General features: G+C 34.8%; 17 protein-coding genes. 9 read left to right on the forward strand and 8 right to left on the reverse strand.

Annotated features, from left to right (window positions below; translation table 11 throughout):
- Positions 1 to 117: 117 nt before the first annotated feature.
- The 5 genes from E2R67_RS00380 (at position 118) to E2R67_RS00400 (ending at position 4557) form a co-directional block, all read left to right on the forward strand.
- A complete protein-coding gene (locus tag E2R67_RS00380; protein ID WP_134288920.1) occupies positions 118 to 1428 on the forward strand; it encodes a hypothetical protein in 1311 nt (436 codons plus the stop codon).
- A gap of 81 nt (positions 1429 to 1509) precedes the next feature.
- Entirely contained in the window at positions 1510 to 2445 is a 936-nt protein-coding gene (locus E2R67_RS00385) for a DUF808 domain-containing protein (protein ID WP_134288921.1), read from the forward strand.
- A gap of 286 nt (positions 2446 to 2731) precedes the next feature.
- The gene (locus E2R67_RS00390) at positions 2732 to 3100 is read left to right on the forward strand and encodes a hypothetical protein (RefSeq protein ID WP_134288922.1); all 369 of its coding nucleotides are present in this window, start codon (positions 2732 to 2734) and stop codon (positions 3098 to 3100) included.
- Between the two features lie 121 nt (positions 3101 to 3221).
- Positions 3222 to 3812 carry a TetR/AcrR family transcriptional regulator gene (locus E2R67_RS00395; protein ID WP_134288923.1) on the forward strand — a complete coding sequence of 197 codons (591 nt, stop codon included), beginning with the start codon at positions 3222 to 3224 and terminating at the stop codon, positions 3810 to 3812.
- A gap of 193 nt (positions 3813 to 4005) precedes the next feature.
- Complete coding sequence (locus tag E2R67_RS00400) at positions 4006 to 4557, forward strand: carboxymuconolactone decarboxylase family protein (protein ID WP_134288924.1); 552 nt, start codon at positions 4006 to 4008, stop codon at positions 4555 to 4557.
- A gap of 402 nt (positions 4558 to 4959) precedes the next feature.
- Here E2R67_RS00400 and yghU read toward each other — a convergent pair whose 3' ends face one another.
- Both yghU and E2R67_RS00410 read right to left on the reverse strand, forming a co-directional pair.
- The gene (gene yghU / locus E2R67_RS00405; protein WP_134288925.1) at positions 4960 to 5820 is read right to left on the reverse strand and encodes a glutathione-dependent disulfide-bond oxidoreductase; all 861 of its coding nucleotides are present in this window, start codon (positions 5818 to 5820) and stop codon (positions 4960 to 4962) included.
- A 24-nt stretch (positions 5821 to 5844) separates the two neighbouring features.
- A complete protein-coding gene (locus E2R67_RS00410; RefSeq protein WP_134288926.1) occupies positions 5845 to 6522 on the reverse strand; it encodes a glutathione S-transferase family protein in 678 nt (225 codons plus the stop codon).
- 199 nt (positions 6523 to 6721) lie between these two features.
- On the opposite strand from E2R67_RS00410, the gene E2R67_RS00415 reads away from it, so the two are divergent.
- The gene (locus tag E2R67_RS00415; RefSeq protein WP_134288927.1) at positions 6722 to 7747 is read left to right on the forward strand and encodes a hypothetical protein; all 1026 of its coding nucleotides are present in this window, start codon (positions 6722 to 6724) and stop codon (positions 7745 to 7747) included.
- A 235-nt stretch (positions 7748 to 7982) separates the two neighbouring features.
- Here the strand turns inward: E2R67_RS00415 and E2R67_RS00420 are convergent, their stop codons facing one another.
- The 3 genes from E2R67_RS00420 to E2R67_RS00430 are packed head-to-tail and all read right to left on the reverse strand — an operon-like array spanning position 7983 to position 11436.
- Positions 7983 to 9137: an HNH endonuclease gene (locus E2R67_RS00420; RefSeq protein WP_134288928.1), complete on the reverse strand. Its 1155-nt coding sequence runs from the start codon at positions 9135 to 9137 to the stop codon at positions 7983 to 7985.
- A complete protein-coding gene (locus tag E2R67_RS00425) occupies positions 9134 to 9835 on the reverse strand; it encodes an OmpA family protein (RefSeq protein WP_134288929.1) in 702 nt (233 codons plus the stop codon). The genes E2R67_RS00420 and E2R67_RS00425 overlap by 4 nt, the downstream gene beginning before the upstream one ends.
- Positions 9835 to 11436: a methyl-accepting chemotaxis protein gene (locus E2R67_RS00430; RefSeq protein WP_134288930.1), complete on the reverse strand. Its 1602-nt coding sequence runs from the start codon at positions 11434 to 11436 to the stop codon at positions 9835 to 9837. The genes E2R67_RS00425 and E2R67_RS00430 overlap by 1 nt, the downstream gene beginning before the upstream one ends.
- 485 nt (positions 11437 to 11921) lie before the next feature.
- On the opposite strand from E2R67_RS00430, the gene E2R67_RS00435 reads away from it, so the two are divergent.
- A complete protein-coding gene (locus E2R67_RS00435; RefSeq protein WP_134288931.1) occupies positions 11922 to 12560 on the forward strand; it encodes a sulfotransferase in 639 nt (212 codons plus the stop codon).
- A gap of 27 nt (positions 12561 to 12587) precedes the next feature.
- Here E2R67_RS00435 and E2R67_RS00440 read toward each other — a convergent pair whose 3' ends face one another.
- The gene (locus tag E2R67_RS00440) at positions 12588 to 13322 is read right to left on the reverse strand and encodes a tRNA1(Val) (adenine(37)-N6)-methyltransferase (RefSeq protein WP_134288932.1); all 735 of its coding nucleotides are present in this window, start codon (positions 13320 to 13322) and stop codon (positions 12588 to 12590) included.
- A 198-nt stretch (positions 13323 to 13520) separates the two neighbouring features.
- Between E2R67_RS00440 and E2R67_RS00445 the strand changes: the two genes are divergently transcribed.
- On the forward strand, positions 13521 to 14624 hold the full coding sequence (locus E2R67_RS00445; RefSeq protein WP_134288933.1) for a phosphoribosylaminoimidazolesuccinocarboxamide synthase: 1104 nt from the start codon (positions 13521 to 13523) through the stop codon (positions 14622 to 14624).
- 84 nt (positions 14625 to 14708) lie between these two features.
- Complete coding sequence (locus E2R67_RS00450; protein ID WP_134288934.1) at positions 14709 to 14879, forward strand: DUF2897 family protein; 171 nt, start codon at positions 14709 to 14711, stop codon at positions 14877 to 14879.
- Between the two features lie 40 nt (positions 14880 to 14919).
- On the opposite strand, the gene bamC is transcribed toward E2R67_RS00450, so the two are convergent.
- Both bamC and dapA read right to left on the reverse strand, forming a co-directional pair.
- Positions 14920 to 16029, reverse strand: coding sequence for an NlpB/DapX family lipoprotein (bamC, locus tag E2R67_RS00455; protein ID WP_134288935.1), 1110 nt, complete (start codon positions 16027 to 16029; stop codon positions 14920 to 14922).
- The gene (dapA, locus tag E2R67_RS00460; RefSeq protein ID WP_134288936.1) at positions 16026 to 16907 is read right to left on the reverse strand and encodes a 4-hydroxy-tetrahydrodipicolinate synthase; all 882 of its coding nucleotides are present in this window, start codon (positions 16905 to 16907) and stop codon (positions 16026 to 16028) included. The genes bamC and dapA overlap by 4 nt, the downstream gene beginning before the upstream one ends.
- Positions 16908 to 16969 lie beyond the last annotated feature (62 nt).

Consider the following 16969-nt stretch of genomic DNA (forward strand, 5'->3'; position numbering starts at 1 on the left):
AAGTCTACTATTAGTGTATATTTCTTTGTATTCAATACTTTTTTCTTCATATTTTATTTTTATCTCAATATGCTTTGGGTTTTAAATAACTGTTGACTGTTGTGTTTAGGTGGTTTTATGTCAGTACTTTCTCCAAATAGTGTTTTCACTTCTCTCCAACAATTCGGCCCTTTTTCTGTCACCAATAACTCGTTAAACGCGGGTCGGTTTTCGCAATCAACACGCTTATGGATAAAAAACCTTAAAAAAGATCCTAACAATATTACTAAATACCGTGCGTTACGAAGCCAGATGTTTGAATTCTTAGAAGTAAGTGATTTTGAACAAATTCAATCTTTAATAAAAGACAAAACCCTGCGTAAACAACGTAGCGAACGAGCATTATGTTTACTCGGTAATATGTTTGGTATTGATGGCAATTTAAATGAAATAAAAAGCCGTGTTGACGAATATTCTCGAACTGCCGATGCTGTAATTCATTCATTAATTGGTAAAATTCTTTCTCCTTATGCTTCACATATTGAATTAACCAATGAAATTGAAGTGACCAATAATCCTGTTGAATTGTTATTGATCATGTTCAATGATAATTACCATAAAAAAGCGCGATTTGAAGCAAGACGTAAACTAATATTAATGACCTTAGCTGGCAGTATTGACCAGCGTGAAAGGGAAACAGATATTGAAAGTAAATTCTCAGCCTTTTTAGCATTTTTAAACGGTTATGTTTGGAGCCCCAATCTTAAAATCGGTGAGCTAGATCCTGTGTATTTACATTCCAAACATAATAATGAAGATTTTAGTTGTACCAATGTAACTGTTTTGAATCCAGAACAAGCTAAGCTTATACAGCCAACACAAGGTGAAAAATTAACTCTGTTAAAACGTCGTAGCTTTAATGTAGGTGATAAAAAAACGCCTATTTATGTTTCTATTAGAAAGAAACCGCCACAGGCAAAAGTATTAAAGCTTTTGCGTAAAAACCAGAAAAATCCAGCTGTAGCAGTAGACGATGAATTAGGCTTAATGGCGGTATTGGATACAGTCAGTGATGTAAAAGCGTTTCAACAACACCTTACACGTAGTGCTTCTAAAGCGAGTTCATTAATGGTACTTGAAGATATTTCAGATACCTTAAGTGACAATACGCAGTACAAAGGGACTGCTGTAGGATCAAGTGATAAAACTCCGATGATGAAGTTTTTTGCTCGCCTAGGCGGCATGCGTGTAGAATTTATTATTCATACCAACCAATCATGGTTAAATTATATGTTCCAGCAAGACGTCGCACACAATGAATACGAAGTGAAACGTATTTTTGATACAGGTGTTGTTGAATTATTATTTCCAATGGATGTATTTCATCTTAAACATCTGAAAACTCGTGATGAAATGGTTCAATTTTTCCGAAAACAGATACAATCTTAATAACAGATCTTATTGACTTGTAAAAGCTGAATAATAATTATCGTTATTCAGCTTTTCTTTTTTTAGAATCAAAGGATAGCTATGGCGGGTTTAAGTTTATTAGCATTATTAGATGATATTGTCGCAGTATTAGACGATGTGGCATTAATGAGTAAAGTTGCTGCTAAAAAAACAGCTGGCGTACTCGGCGATGATTTAGCACTAAATGCACAACAAGTTTCAGGCGTAAGAGCTGACCGAGAACTACCTGTTGTTTGGGCTGTTGCTAAAGGTTCTTTTTTAAATAAAGCGATCATTGTTCCTGTTGCCTTAATTTTGAGCGCATTTTTGCCTATTGCTATCACCACCCTATTATTACTGGGTGGCTTGTATTTATGCTTTGAAGGTTTTGAGAAAATAGCGCATTCTTTTTTCCATCCCAAAGATAAATATCAAGAAAAACAAATGCGTATTAAAGCTAATGCGAGTAATGAAATAGATTTAGTGAGCTTTGAAAAAGATAAAATTAAAGGAGCTATTCGTACTGATTTTATTTTATCTGCTGAAATTGTTGTTATCGCATTAGGTACAATCTCTGAATCTGACTTTTTAACACAAATCATCGTATTAATCGGTTTGGCTATCGGTTTAACTATTTTTGTTTATGGTTTGGTCGCTGCAATAGTAAAATTAGACGACCTTGGATTATATCTATTATCTAAATCACCAGAAAATGAAACAACACTCGCAAGTCTTATCGGTAAGACTTTATTGGCGTTTGCTCCATTACTTATGAAATTTCTAGTGATTGTTGGCACCATTGCAATGTTCTTGGTTGGCGGTGGTATTATCGTTCATGGATTCCCTATCATTGCTGAATTGGTCCACTCTTTGGAACAGCAGCTATTCATAATCAATACAGTTTTTGAATATATTGCCCCAACGCTTATTACAGGTGTTGTAGGTATTTTCGCTGGTGCTCTTTGTTTACTATTCTTCACTTTATTTTCAAAGTTCCGTTTACTAATTGCTAAATAAGTATCACACTCAATATGCACAGATATCACTGGACTAAAAGCTAATACCGATTGCGTTAAATATGTTATCTAAATTTTACGAAGAAAAAACAGTTCAATTCAAGGCATAAATAGACGTAAATGGTTGTTCCCTTTACGAAATTTATAACGAAGAAGTGGGCTGTTTTAGCCAGTAAAATAGGTAAGCTATTTATCGTGATTGGTATAACCAGTGATATTCACTTTATCACTTACATGCCTATTTAATTCAAGATCGATTTCACCTACTTCTTAATATATTGAGTCCTATGAAAAACAGAAAAATCTCTCGATACATACATAAAGCCCCCATTCGAGTGCTTAAAATAAAAAGATTATCTTATCGATTAAAAATAAAAAGAATGATGATTCAATTGAATATTGCATTAGCTCAAGAAAAGAAAGAAACAAAAGAGATGATTGCCATTTATCAAAAGTACACGCGCGGGAACGCAACAAAGGCTGAAATGCGATTAGCCAACGATCAATTTATCGATATTTTAAAAGGTTTAGGTTTGGGAGTATTCGCTTTATTACCATTCGCACCAATTACTATTCCGCTTATTATTAAACTAGGTAAGTTGGTTGGCGTCGACGTAATGCCTGATATGTTTAATAAAAAAAGTAAATTTAAATAACGAATCAAGATAATTATCTTATTCATGAATAAACATAAAAAAGTCCTTATTAGAAATATGGTATCAATGGATAATTGATGTATAATGAACGAGTGTTCCACTTGAAAGTTAAGATAATATTATGAGTAAAAATGCTAAATTTGATCGTGCTGAGGTTGTAGAAAAAGCAACTAACCTGTATTGGGAAAAAGGCTATCATGGAACTTCTATGCGTGACTTACAAGCAACGGTTGACCTTCGCCCTGGTAGTATTTACGCAGCATTTGGTAGTAAAGACAATTTATTCAAAGAAGCTATAAATCATTATGCTAATAGCACAGGTAAATTATTACAACTTTGCTTAGATGAAACTAGCTCACCACTTGCAGGACTTAAATTATTTATTAGAAAAATTACCATTGAAAATCGTGAAAATGCACCAAGTGATATGTGCATGATTGTAAAATCAATTTCAGAATTAACTGACAATGATAATAAAGAACTTTTAGATGAAGCAAAAGCCTTATTAAATGGTGTTGAATCTCGATTTGCGGACATTATTGAAGATGCAATGCAAACTGGAGAAATTAGCTCAAATAAAAATGCAATGGATCTTGCCCGTTATATGCAAGTACAAATTATTGGGTTACGCACCTATAGCCGAGTCAATGATGACCAAACTATCATTGAAAAATTTATTGATGATATCTTTGTCGGTGCCCCATTTCATTAATAGCCGCATTTAACTTCTTCTTTTAATGTGTAAGCCAGTTTCTGAGAAGTAACTGGCTTTTTACCTTTCAATCACCTGTGAACACTTGTTCAAAATAAAACTTGAACAAGTGTTCATTATGGCTTATAGTTTACTCAACTTAACGAGGAAACATCCTCACTATTAATCTACAACAACATAAGAGAGTGAATTAATGAGCGAATTTAAAATACACACAGTTGATACGGCACCAGAAGGCAGCAAAGCAATTCTAGAAGGCGCTATCTCACAAATGGGTGTAGTTCCAAATCTTTTCGGTACTATGGCTGAATCACCAAATACGTTAAAAGCTTACACTCAATTACATGAGTTATTTGCAAGTAGTTCATTTGATGCGGAAGAGTTAACAGTGGTATGGCAAACTATCAATGTTGAACACGAATGTCACTATTGTGTTCCTGCTCATACTGGTATTGCACATTCAATGAAAGTTGATCCTGCATTAACTGAAGCATTACGCAACGGCACAGCAATGACATCACCTAAATTACAAGCTTTACATGACTTTACATTAAGCATGGTACGCAACCGTGGCAATGTTCCTGCAGCGGATATGGATGCTTTCTTTGCAGCAGGCTATGGTCAGCAACAAGTTTTAGAAGTGATTCTAGGCCTTTCACAAAAAGTGATCAGTAATTACGTTAACCACGTAGCTCACACACCTGTTGATTCAATGTTTGAACCAATGGCGTGGACAAAGAAATAAGGTTGAACAATAACTAAATGATTTAAACTCATTAGTTACAGTACATTCCAAGGGGAGTTGATTATTAAATCAACTCCCTTTTTTATATCTATACCAGTCACGATAAATAGATTATCTATTTGACTGTCTAAAACAGCCCACTTCTTCGTTATACTTTTATTTTGTAGATGCCGTAAAGGGAACAACCATTAAAGTATTAAAGTGTAACGATACAGGGTTAACGAAGTTAACCTCTCGGAAGGTGTCAATTTATGACTTGAATTGAACTGTTTTTTCTTCATAAAATTTAGTTAACTTATTTAACACAATTGGTATTAACAACAAATAAGAAATATAAAAAAACCAAGTAAGAAACTTACTTGGTTTTTGATTTAACCTAATTGTGATTTTGCTAGCGATAACCTATTTTGGTTTTTTAGCGAGTACCACATCGATATCTTCTGCTGAATGACGTTCGGGAACTTGTTCCCATTCTTCACCAAAAGAGCGATTTAATATACGGCCGCGTTGAACCCCTACTCTGCTATCTAACATTTTAGCCCAACGAACTACATTGGTATAAGTTTCAACTTGTAAGAATTCAGCCGCATCATATAAACGACCTAATACTAAACTACCGTACCAAGGGAAAATAGCCATATCTGCAATGCTATATTCTTCACCCGCGACAAATGTATTATTTGCTAGTTGTTTATCTAATACATCTAATTGACGTTTAGCTTCCATCGCAAAGCGATTAATTGGATATTCAAACTTTTCATCTGCATAGGCATAAAAATGACCAAATCCACCACCTAAAAACGGTGCCGCCCCTTGCGCCCAAAACAACCAATTGAAAGTTGTTGTACGAGCAGTACCTTCTTTTGGTAAAAAGTGACCAAATTTTTCAGCTAAGTGAACCAAAATAGAAGCGGACTCAAAAACATTAACATCATCTCCACTAGATTTATCAACCAATGCAGGGATTTTTGAGTTTGGATTAACGCCAACAAAGCCAGACGAAAATTGATCTCCTTCTCCGATGTTGATTAAGTAAGCGTCGTATTCTGCTTCTTTAACACCTGCCGCTAACAGTTCTTCTAAAAGAATAGTGACTTTTTGGCCATTAGGCGTACCTAAAGAATAAAGTTGTAATGCATGGTCACCAACAGGTAATTCTTTGTCATGTGTTGCACCAGAAACGGGACGATTAATACTTGCCCATTTATTACCACCATCGGTATTTTGAGTCCAAATCTTAGGTGGAACATATTGATTAGTCATTTTAATTCCTATTTGAAATGAAAATTAAAGTTTAGGAAAGTTAGATGGGAAGAAAGCACGTTTTGCATCTTCATCAAACTCTTTCTTAAATTCGATATCTGTACCAATATTACGCGCTCGTGCAACGGCTGGGCGAGCTTCAATGCTTGCAAACCAACGCTTAAGGTTTGGAAAAGGCGCTAACCCTTCTTCACCTAAAACGACTGTCGCTTTATCAATCCAACCCCAAGCAGCAACGTCAGCAATAGTATATTCATCACCAACAATAAACGAACGTCCTTCTAAATGAGTTTCTAACACTTCATAATGACGTTCAGCTTCACGCAAGTAACGGTTAATAGCATAGTCAAGTTTTTCAGGTGCTGCATGTCTAAAGTGCACAGACTGACCAGAATATGGACCTAAACCAGAAGCAATAAACATTAACCAAGATAGCATCTCAGCACGATCTTCAGCTTTACCAGCTAATTTTCCTGACTTTTCAGAAAGATAAAGTAAAATCGCATTTGAATCAAATACACGTGTATCACCATCTAAAATTGCAGGCGCTTTACCATTAGGGTTAATAGCACGGTACTCAGGAGTATGTTGCTCACCTTTTAATGTATCAACGGCAACAACTTGATAAGGCAAACCTGACTCTTCTAAATAAAGAGCAACTTTCATTGGGTTTGGTGTGTGATGGAAAAAGAACTTAATCATGAGAATCTCCTAAATTAATTGAACAATCATTCAAACACATTAATAACACTCGTTCAAGTTAATTTTTTAAAGAAAAATTATGCAGTAAACACAACTGATTTTTTAGTTGTAGTTAAATGTGTCTAAAACAAAAGATAACCGTTAAAATAATCAAATCTAACTTAAAATTAATCTTCATAAATTCAATAAAGAGGCATGTTTGGATACGCTAATCACTCTTATAAGATGGTCAATTGCAACGTATTGCCTTTACTTTTTACTTAACAATTATATTAGTTATTTTTATGGCATCTCCTTAAATGATTATTATCAATGGTTTATGCTTCCAAGCAAACAAGCTGAAATTGAAAAGTTACCTTTGATTTTTTCTATGATCTTATTTTTACTCAGTGTTGTTTTTTTAAATTTATTATTAAGCTCAATTCAACTTAAAGCCTTTGGTAACTTTGAAACCTATATTTATTTAGGCAACAGTAGCCTCTACGATGCGCATTATATTAAAGATGGGGACTCTAAAGTAATCGTTTCGCAAACAGCAACCATAACTTACAACTCTAGCTTTAAAAATATTGGCCTCACCCAAAACTTTGTCTCTAACTCATCGGTAACAGATGGTTTAGGTAAACCTCAAAGTGCTATTTCTATGGGGAACTTATTTGCTTCTTTGGTGATCACCTTTTTCTTTTTTATTCCAATGCTAGGACCTGTTCATGCTTTATTAAGTCCCATGTTGGCAGAAACCTATACAGCAAAAGGGTTGAATGTATTCAAATATCAATGGAATGATTCTTTCAATGCCCTATTGGCGTTAAAAGGGTTTAGTTTAGCTAAATGGGCTTTGTCATGGGTCGCTATACTAGTTTTAATGATTTACTGTACCTTTAGATTCCCATTACAACAATTTGGTAAACGTGCCATGAACTTACCTTCTTACATTGCAGCGAATCAACTTATCGAAGCCGTTCCAGTTTCAATTAAACCCATTTATATCGAAAGAGCGCGTAAGCCAGGTGAAACACAATATTTTAAGCGAATTGAAACCAGTCGCCGTAATGTCACTTTTAGGTTTGATAAAGATTTCGCTCAGAGCGTTTATGTTACTGCGATTGTAGACACTGAAAATAATAATTTAATCGAAGATAAAATAACAAGTCACATCAATAGCCATGGCAAAATGCAATTAAAAATCACTGATGACTTGGGTATTCAATTAGTTAAGTATTAGTCTATGCAAGATAAGCTCAATGTTGACTTAAACAGCCCTCTTTTATCTGCAAAACCATAAAAATTCGACACCAAAGCTTAAAGCGCATCAAGATTGAATAGAGAAGTAAGAGCAGGTCAGAAAAGGCAATTAAAAATAAACGATAATTTGGGAATTAACAAATTTAAGTTTTCGATTAGCTAGTTAGAAATTACCCTGTAGTTGCACCACAGGATAATTGTAAATATCTCACCAGCTAACTGCCATGCTGGTTAATGGCAGTAATTAAACGCTCTTCAAATACATCAAAGTAGGTCAAAGTATCAAAGGCAGAATAAACACTCCAACCTTGTTTTAGCAACATTTTAGCTTTACTCATATCAACTAAAACTGCAATTTGTTGAGCTGGCCACGCAATATCAATCATTAAGGGCAACTCTTTTTCCATGACCACAACACCAAGTTCAGGAAGAGGAAGTTTTCTATACTGGCATTTATGTATCAAACCATAAAGCGCCATATCAACACGTTTAAGCAATAAGGCGTAATCAACAGTTTCAAAGTGTTTTTGTTCTCGTCTTAGTGTGTTGATCTTTAATACTTCAGTATTACTTACATACACTGATTCTCGGCGTGGATGTTTTTTAAGGCAATCAGCACATAATACTTTTAAGTTAGCACGTTTATTATTAGCTTTATTTCCATTGATATGCAGAGTATGCAGCAGAGTTTTATCTGAATGTAAATCTACATGGCATTGTTCACATTTATAATCTAATTCATTTCTTAGTTTAGAAGAAATTGAATACCAATCATCCGTATAATTAGTTGATGACTTAGCAATTTTCGCCGGTAAGCTTTTGAAATAAGAACTGTATGTTTCAAAAAACTGGGAAAAGGAAAAGTTCTCAAACACTTGTCGATTAACCGATTCAGGTTGCGTATTACACCCTTTATAATTAAGAATTTTAAGACAATTTTTACAGGCTTCTAAATCTGTCCCACCTTCTACTTCGCCTTCTGCATCATAACCGAATACAGGAAAAGAACCATCAAGACGACTAATCACATCGTAACGTTTAAGGCGCCCTTTTTCCCTCATTAACTCGATGATAGAGCACTCTGCAACGTGAACTCGAGTTCCTAACTTACCATTCTTTAAGACTGCTTCTGCATTATCACCTTGATCAGGAATATAAAGCATCACTTGATGGCCGTCGTAATTTAAAACGCCATTTGCGCCATCAATTTGGTTGAGGTTAATCCCCTCTCCTAAAATCATTCCACGATTTAATGCTCGACTGATCCCTTCAAGATCGCCAGCGCCACCGTCTAATACAAATTCTGTAACAACATATTCTAGTGGTGCGACAGCACGAAATAATTCACTAAAATCAACGTTCAATTTCATCGATGAGCCTCTAAAATTCTTTTTATTTGAATATCTGCATTGGTGATTGCTCTAAAAGATACACGTCTTGACATGTTTGGATCTTCAACGCCCTCTCGCATAATTAATCGAGAAGATGAAAACCCAACAGCCGCGATGTTTGCCTTGATCCAATCAGATTCAGTGGGCATTAAGCTATAACCATACTCTAATACTGAGCGTGTACGTCCTTGTGAAAGCTGCATATTATAAAAATAAGCTTGGGCTTCTGAACTGCCACGTAAACCGCCGCTTGAGGTATGTCCTTCGATACGAATTTCGTCTAAAGAATCTCTGAATGGTGCTAATACATTAATGTAACGAGGAAAGAAATCTTTTAAAATAGTTTTGTAAGCACTACTTAAACGTGTTTCATTATTAGCGAATAATACATCGGGAGATTGAAAGTTGAACGCTAATGTTTCTTTATCAATAGTTGCTCCCCATTTATCTAGATCTTTAGAAAACTCTTTCACTAAAGCTTCATAAATAGCCAATTGATTTTCTTGGTAAGCAACGGCAACATCTTTAATCTTAGTGTTTTCTTTTTGAGTGATCATCATAAATACGATGGCGATAAATAAGAAAACCATCATTAAACCCGCCATTAAATCTGACACGGTTAACCAATGCTCACCATTTTCTTGTCTGCGTTTATCAGGGCCGAATAGATTATTCATTACATTACTCGCTGATTGATAATTTCGTCCATCGCTTTAGTTAACTTGATATAGTCTTCAACGAATTTACCACTGACTTGAGCCAATGCAAGCCCCATTTCACTCATTACACGGTTAATTTCTTTCTGCATTGCACTATCTATGAGTTTAAGTTGGCTATCCACAACTTCACCTGCAATACCGCCTTGTTGTTTGATTTGGTCTTCCATTGCATCAAAAGTTCGTTTCGCTTGGTTTACTTGTTGCAGTGCAACTTCATCAATCACTTCGGCAAGTTTAAGTTGCAACTTATCAGCAGATTTGATCACGGTATCGCGTACAAGCTCAGTATCAGACACTAGATTTTGATTCGCATCACGCATCGTTGAGGTCATTTGCTGTGCATCATCGACTAATGTGTTGATCATTTCAGCAATAGTTTTATTTAAACCGCTGACGTTATTCAGGCCCTTTTCAGCTTCTGTTGAAAATTTGTCTAATAAATTATTTGAAGTTGTAATGTGCTTTTTGATGTAATCATCAGATTCATTTAATAATGAATTATAATGTTCACTTGCTACTGTAACTGCAGCAGAAATATCATTAACCGTTGCCTGCACTTGCTTTTGCATTTGCGGCATCGCTTCGGTTGCTTTTTCACTCATGTCTTTAAAAACGGCTAAATGGCGTTCTAATTCACCAAGTTGATGTTGGTTTATTTCCATGACTCCTTTTAGTCCGCTCATGGTTTCAGGAATACTTTTCACCTGCTCACTGATTTGAGCTAATGACGATTGTGATTCTGAAATTGATTCAACACCATGAGAATACTGAGTTCTCATTTCTTCTAGTTGCGATTTATAATTTTTTTGCCATTCAAGCAAATTTGCAATCGCTTTATTGAGTTGTTTAAAGTTATCACCAAATTGCTCTGTTAAGTTATGGTTGAAGTCTGCAATAACAATTCTTAATGCCTCAATAACCTGCTTAGTGGCAGATTTAGATAACGTATCAGCAAAATTACCAAGTTGTAACCATAGCTTTTCTGAAAATTGCGTAAATAACACTTCTTGTTGTTCTGCTTGTTTTTTATCATTTTCTAATAATAATTGTGCATTACTATTTACATCTTCTCGCAAAGATTTCAATTCTGAAAATAAAGTAGATTGTTCATCTCCAACCATAGCGCTCTTTAAACTTTTAATCTCAGCAACTTGCTCATTCATGCTTTGTAAAATAGCTTCAGGTGTTGCGTAAACAATTGTATTTTCATCTTGCAGAGGTTTTAAAAAGGAAAATGTAGACAGTGTTTTAAAGATTAATGAAGAAAAAATACCTAATAAACTTGTAATAAAAGCAGTTTTTAAACCTGCTAATAGAGGAGGAATACTGGATTCAATATTTGATTGGTCAAAGTCTAGTAGGCCTAAAACGATACCTAGAAATGTACCAAATATCCCCATGGTAGTCAGTAGCGTTGGTACATAGTGAACAAAGTCGGGCTGCTCATCTTTTTTAGTAAACCAAAGTCCAAAGGCAAAAACGATCACCATTAAAATCAAAATAACACTGTTCACAAAGCTAGTATTAAAACTGTGTAACAAACTTTCTAGGATTTCCATATTTACTACCTTTATTTAATTCGTTTTTATATGGCTTATAATTCAATCGCTTGAAGAAGGATAGCGAAAATTAATGTAATAGAATTTATTTTTGAATTTACCATTTTATTTTCTACTTGGCCGAGCATTTATAAAACTATAGATGATTTAATTGCATTTTATTATTTGTATTATGTGAATTAAAAACATCTACTTAGCTAGAATTCAAGTAGTTACATTGTGGCATCTTTATTGTTTTATTTATATGCTTTAAAGGCAAATTGAAACGCATTTTTAGGGATTTAGTCTCGATATTGATAATTTTATTTAAAAAATATCACCCTCATTTAAAATTATCTGCTTTTTAAAAGTGCACGATAGAATTTAAACACCCTCTTTGTTATTCAAATTTATCCATAAAAAGTCGATGATTAAATAAAGTTAATCTTAAGCACGATTAAACGTTACTATAGTTAATCTGAATTATTAAATGAAGTTAACGACTTATGTCTAAAATATTTATTATTGGCCTACCTCGAACAGGCACAACGAGTATTAGCGTTGCATTGCTTGAAGCTGGTTTTAAAGTTGCTCATACCGCTTTTTCTCAAGCTACTTTTGAATTAGCTGAAGTTGTCAGTGATGCGCCTTGTTTTTCAGATTTTGAACAATTAGATCATTTATTTCCAGGTTCGACCTTTGTTTATTTACAAAGAGAACTATCTGAATGGATCCCTTCTATACAGCGTTTATTGATGAAAATGGAACCTCATTTAATCCCTAAATCAGGACATTTTAACCCAGTTTTAAAACGTTCTTTTTCTGAAACCTTTTCATTGAATAATGAAAACTTATTATCAGAACAACATTTAACAGATTGTTATCTGAAACATAATCAACACGTTAAGAAGTATTTCAATGGTCGAAATGATTTTATTGAAGTTAACTTAAGTGACCCATTGAGCTTACCAACATTGTTCACTTTTTTACGTTTGCCTTTTACTGAAGGTCAAGTATTTCCCCATCTCAATCAAGGTGCACAGGTTGCAAATTGGAAAGCTTATAAGCATCCTAATAAGATTAACAGCCTAAGTTCAGGAAAGTTACACAGGCGTTTTTTCGATTATCAAACAGGTAGCGTTTAATTTCTATGGTTAATAAAAAATACGCAATTACATTTTCAAATAAAAATCTCTTGTTAAACGGATAAACTCAGCACTATAAGTGTCTTCATTATGAATAATAATTTGCTCTCGCTTCATCTCTGGTTGAGCCTTTTGTTTTATTAATTCAATTAATATACGACTCACAGGTTTGTTAAACGTGGTCTTTACATCTGTAAAACGCATTAACTTAAGTTGATTATTATAACGAGGTTCACTTAGTAGCTTGATAAAAGCTTCGCCCTCTTTTTTAGGCAATACTAAATGAGCTTTACCATTATCTTCCAATAATAATTCGCAATATTTTAGTAAATCTGAATGAGAAAGTGTACTTGTATGCCTTGCAATGGCTCTTTGTTTATCGTGTGCTTGTTCGCCATCATTAAAATAAGGTGGGTTACAAATAATTGATTCGAATCTTGTTCCTTCAGTAATAGATTGTTCAACAAAGTCTTTAATATCAATATGAATGCTATGCAACCTTTGCTTCCAAGGGCTCTTGTTGTAGTTTTTAGAGGTCGCTTGAAAAGCATTACTTTCTATCTCAACTCCAGTGATCTCAGCAATCGCATTTCGTTGTGCGCACATAATTGATAACAAACCACTTCCACTTCCAATATCTAAAATATGACGACTTTCTTGTATATCAGCCCAAGCACCTAATAAAATCCCATCAGTACTGACAGGCATACCGCAATCAAAGGCATTGATATGAAATTGTTTAAAGGTGAAGTCTTTTGCCATTCTTTGTATGCCTTATCTAAAGCGGTATTGATCGCACTTGCTAGTTGTTGATTAAGTTCTATGTCATTTTTTATTCGCACTATCATAAGTCTTTTGGGCGTGATTTGACATGATAAGTAGAATCCAATCTGCTATTATCTTGTTTTATTATTTCGTGCAGATTTTTCTGCTCACTTTGACTTTTTATAAGGTATTTTTATGAGTCTCGCCGACAAAGTATTAGCTGTAAATAACGATCTACCTATTCGTACAGATCAGCCGGTCCACAGTGGTAAAGTGCGTTCAGTTTATTGGTTAACAGCTGAAGATAGCAAACGCTTAATTGAAGAAAAAGGTTATAACGTACCGACTGACGCACCATTAGCAATTATGGTGATTAGTGATCGTATCTCTGCGTTTGATTGTATTTGGCACGGTGAAGGCGGTATGAATGGAGTTCCTGGTAAAGGTGCAGCATTAAATGCGATTTCCAATCACTGGTTTAAATTATTTAAAGAGCAAGGTTTAGCAGACAGCCATATTTTAGATATTCCGCATCCTTTCGTTTGGATTGTTCAAAAAGCACGACCAATAATGATTGAAGCCATTGCGCGTCAATACATTACTGGTTCAATGTGGCGCGCTTATGAAAAAGGTGAGCGTGAGTTCTGTGGTATTTCTATACCTGAAGGTTTACAAAATAATACTAAATTACCTGAATTATTGATTACCCCTTCTACTAAAGGCATTTTAAAAGGTGTTCCTGGCGTCCAAGAAGTCGATGATGTGAATATCACTCGTCAAAATATTGAAGATAATTTTGCAGCCTTTAACTTTACCTCCCCTTCTCATATTGATGATTACGAAAAATTATTAAAAGAAGGTTTTGATGTGATCAGTGCTGAGTTGGCTAAATTAGATCAAATCTTCGTTGATACAAAATTTGAATTTGGTTATGTGACAGACAAAGCGGGCAATGAAAAGCTTATTTATATGGATGAAGTAGGTACTCCAGATTCCTCACGCATATGGGATGGCCAAGCTTACAGTGAAGGTAAAATAGTTGAAAACTCTAAAGAAGATTTCCGTCAGCTTTTGCTAAAACATTTCCCAGATCCAGATATTCTTTTAAATAAAGATCGCATGCAAGAACGCTTTGCATTAGCAAAAGATAATGCCTTACCGGAATCGGTATTAATGCAAATATCTAAAACTTACACCGGTATTGCAGAAAAAGTTATCGGTAAGAAAATTGTATTGTCTGAAAACCCTAAACAGGAAATTATTGATATTCTTCGTGAACAATATCAATTAATCGATTAATACTGATTATTAAATTAGGGTTATGATGAAGCAGGCTGCAGTTATGTATCCTGCTTTTTTTATATCACAACTTATGGAGGCAATATGAGTATTGGCTGGGTTATATTTATTATTGTATTAGTGTTAGGGATTATTGTTAGCAATATTCTATTACTTAAACAAAGCGCAAATATGAAAGTGCCTGAGCATATTCTTAAAGCAGTTAAAGAAAGACAGCAAAAGGAATTGGAAGAAGAAAATAAAAAGCCCGATTAAAAAATAAATCGGGCTTCAGCAGTTATGAAAATTTAAAGAGTTATAAAGACTTCTTTTGGACATCCTTACTCAAGGTCACACTGCGTAATTTTTCCGTGATACTTAAGTATAAATCGGTCACTTCTTGGTCTGATAACACTTTCTTATCAGAGTCCAACCAAATGATAGAAGTTTGCCCATTTGATAACTCACCAAGCTGTGCAAAATATTCACCAGATTCTAATGTAATTGGATTAAGACCATTTTCAGCCCAGTATGCGGCATCTTGAGGTACAAACTCTACCAAGAAATAACCTAGGTTTTTATTTTCTTGTACTGCTTCAAAACTCATTGTGGTCAATAGAGCTGGTAGTTTTTCCCATACATTAATAAACGGAGTATCAATAATCCACGCGGTTTGGTGGTTATCATCAAAACCTAGTTTAATAGGTAGTGGTTTCTTATTTGAATCTTGTAATGTTTCACTTTCATTTTCTGTATAGGCAAAAGCTAATAAATCGTTAATAAAGCGAATTTCAATACTGTGTTTAGTACGAGCTTCTAAAATTTGCTTAACAGCAATGCCATCATTTACTTGTTGATAATCTTTGACGTCAACACTTAACGAAGCACTACGCCCATCTGCAGCTTCTTCAATGCTTAACGAATAATCTGCTTGTTCACGCACTTCGTTACGTCCATGATCCGTAAAGCGTACAATAGGGCCAGTTTCAATAGTTAACGAAGATCGATCAGCTTGTACCGAATTCGCTTTATGAGCAGATAAATATTTAAGGATTAAATCCCATACTTTTTGATCCATCTTTTCATCTTGTTTGAATGCATTGAACCAAACTTTTGTTTGGATTGCATCTGGATCAATTGATACACCTTCAATAACGGCCATTAACTGAACTGGAGGACGAATATCAACATCGATACCGAGCATACCAAATTGTTTTTGCTGCTCTGTTAAAACTGGTATTTGATAAGCATTACGTTGCTCATCACGAGTGAAATTCCCAGATTTATATTCGTTTGTTAAGGTTGCATTTTCGTAATCAAACGTCCCTTCTGCTTGTGCCCTTTCTTCAAAGCGAGCACAAGAGGTAGCAGAAAGAGTAATAAGTATTACGCTAGCAATTTTAGTTAATGGCATTGTTTTTTTCATGGAAGTAACTTAGCTTCTATTAATGCATCACGAACACTCTGATGATATTGTTCAGATAGCGTTGTTAAAGGTAAACGTAGCTTAGGCGTAGGGATTAAACCTAACTCAGCACAAGCCCATTTAACCGGAATAGGGTTAGCTTCTAAAAATAAATTTGTATGTACAGGCAATAATTGCGAATCAATTGCTTTTGCCTTTTCTTTCTCACCATTTAATGCAAACTCGCACATAGTTGCCATTTCCGCAGGTGCAACGTTTGTTGTCACAGAAATAACACCATGGCCACCTTGCAACATAAAGTCACAACCTGTTTCGTCATCGCCACTGTATAAAGCAAAATCAGCTGGTAATATAGCTTTTAAATGAGCAAGACGCTCTAAATCACCGGTGGCTTCTTTAATACCGATAATGTTTGGGATCTCAGCTAAACGAGCGACCGTTTCAGGTAACATATCAACAGCTGTTCTACCTGGTACATTATATAAAATCTGTGGTAATTCAGAAGACTCAGCAATTGCTTTAAAGTGTTGGTATAAACCTTCTTGAGTTGGTTTATTGTAATAAGGGGTTACATTCAAACCAGCAACAATACCACTGTTGGTAAATAATTTACTTAGCGCAATCGCTTCAGAAGTGGAGTTTGCACCATTACCTGCAATCACAGGAATACGTCCAGCCGCAAAACTTATAATTCTTTCAACAACTTTTACATGGTCGTCAACACTAACCGTTGCCGATTCACCAGTAGTTCCCATCGCCACGATTGCCGCGGTCTTTGATTTAATATGGAATTCAACTAGTTCTTTTAATGCGATGAAATCTATTTCACCAGTTTCGTCCATTGGGGTCACGAGTGCGACAATACTACCTGTTAACATGTAAATGCTCCTTTTGATTAGAACTCAATGTTACTTTTGCAAGCCTTTAAAAACAAGAGCTA

It is taken from the genome of Psychromonas algicola (assembly GCF_004378355.1).
GTDB lineage: Bacteria > Pseudomonadota > Gammaproteobacteria > Enterobacterales > Psychromonadaceae > Psychromonas.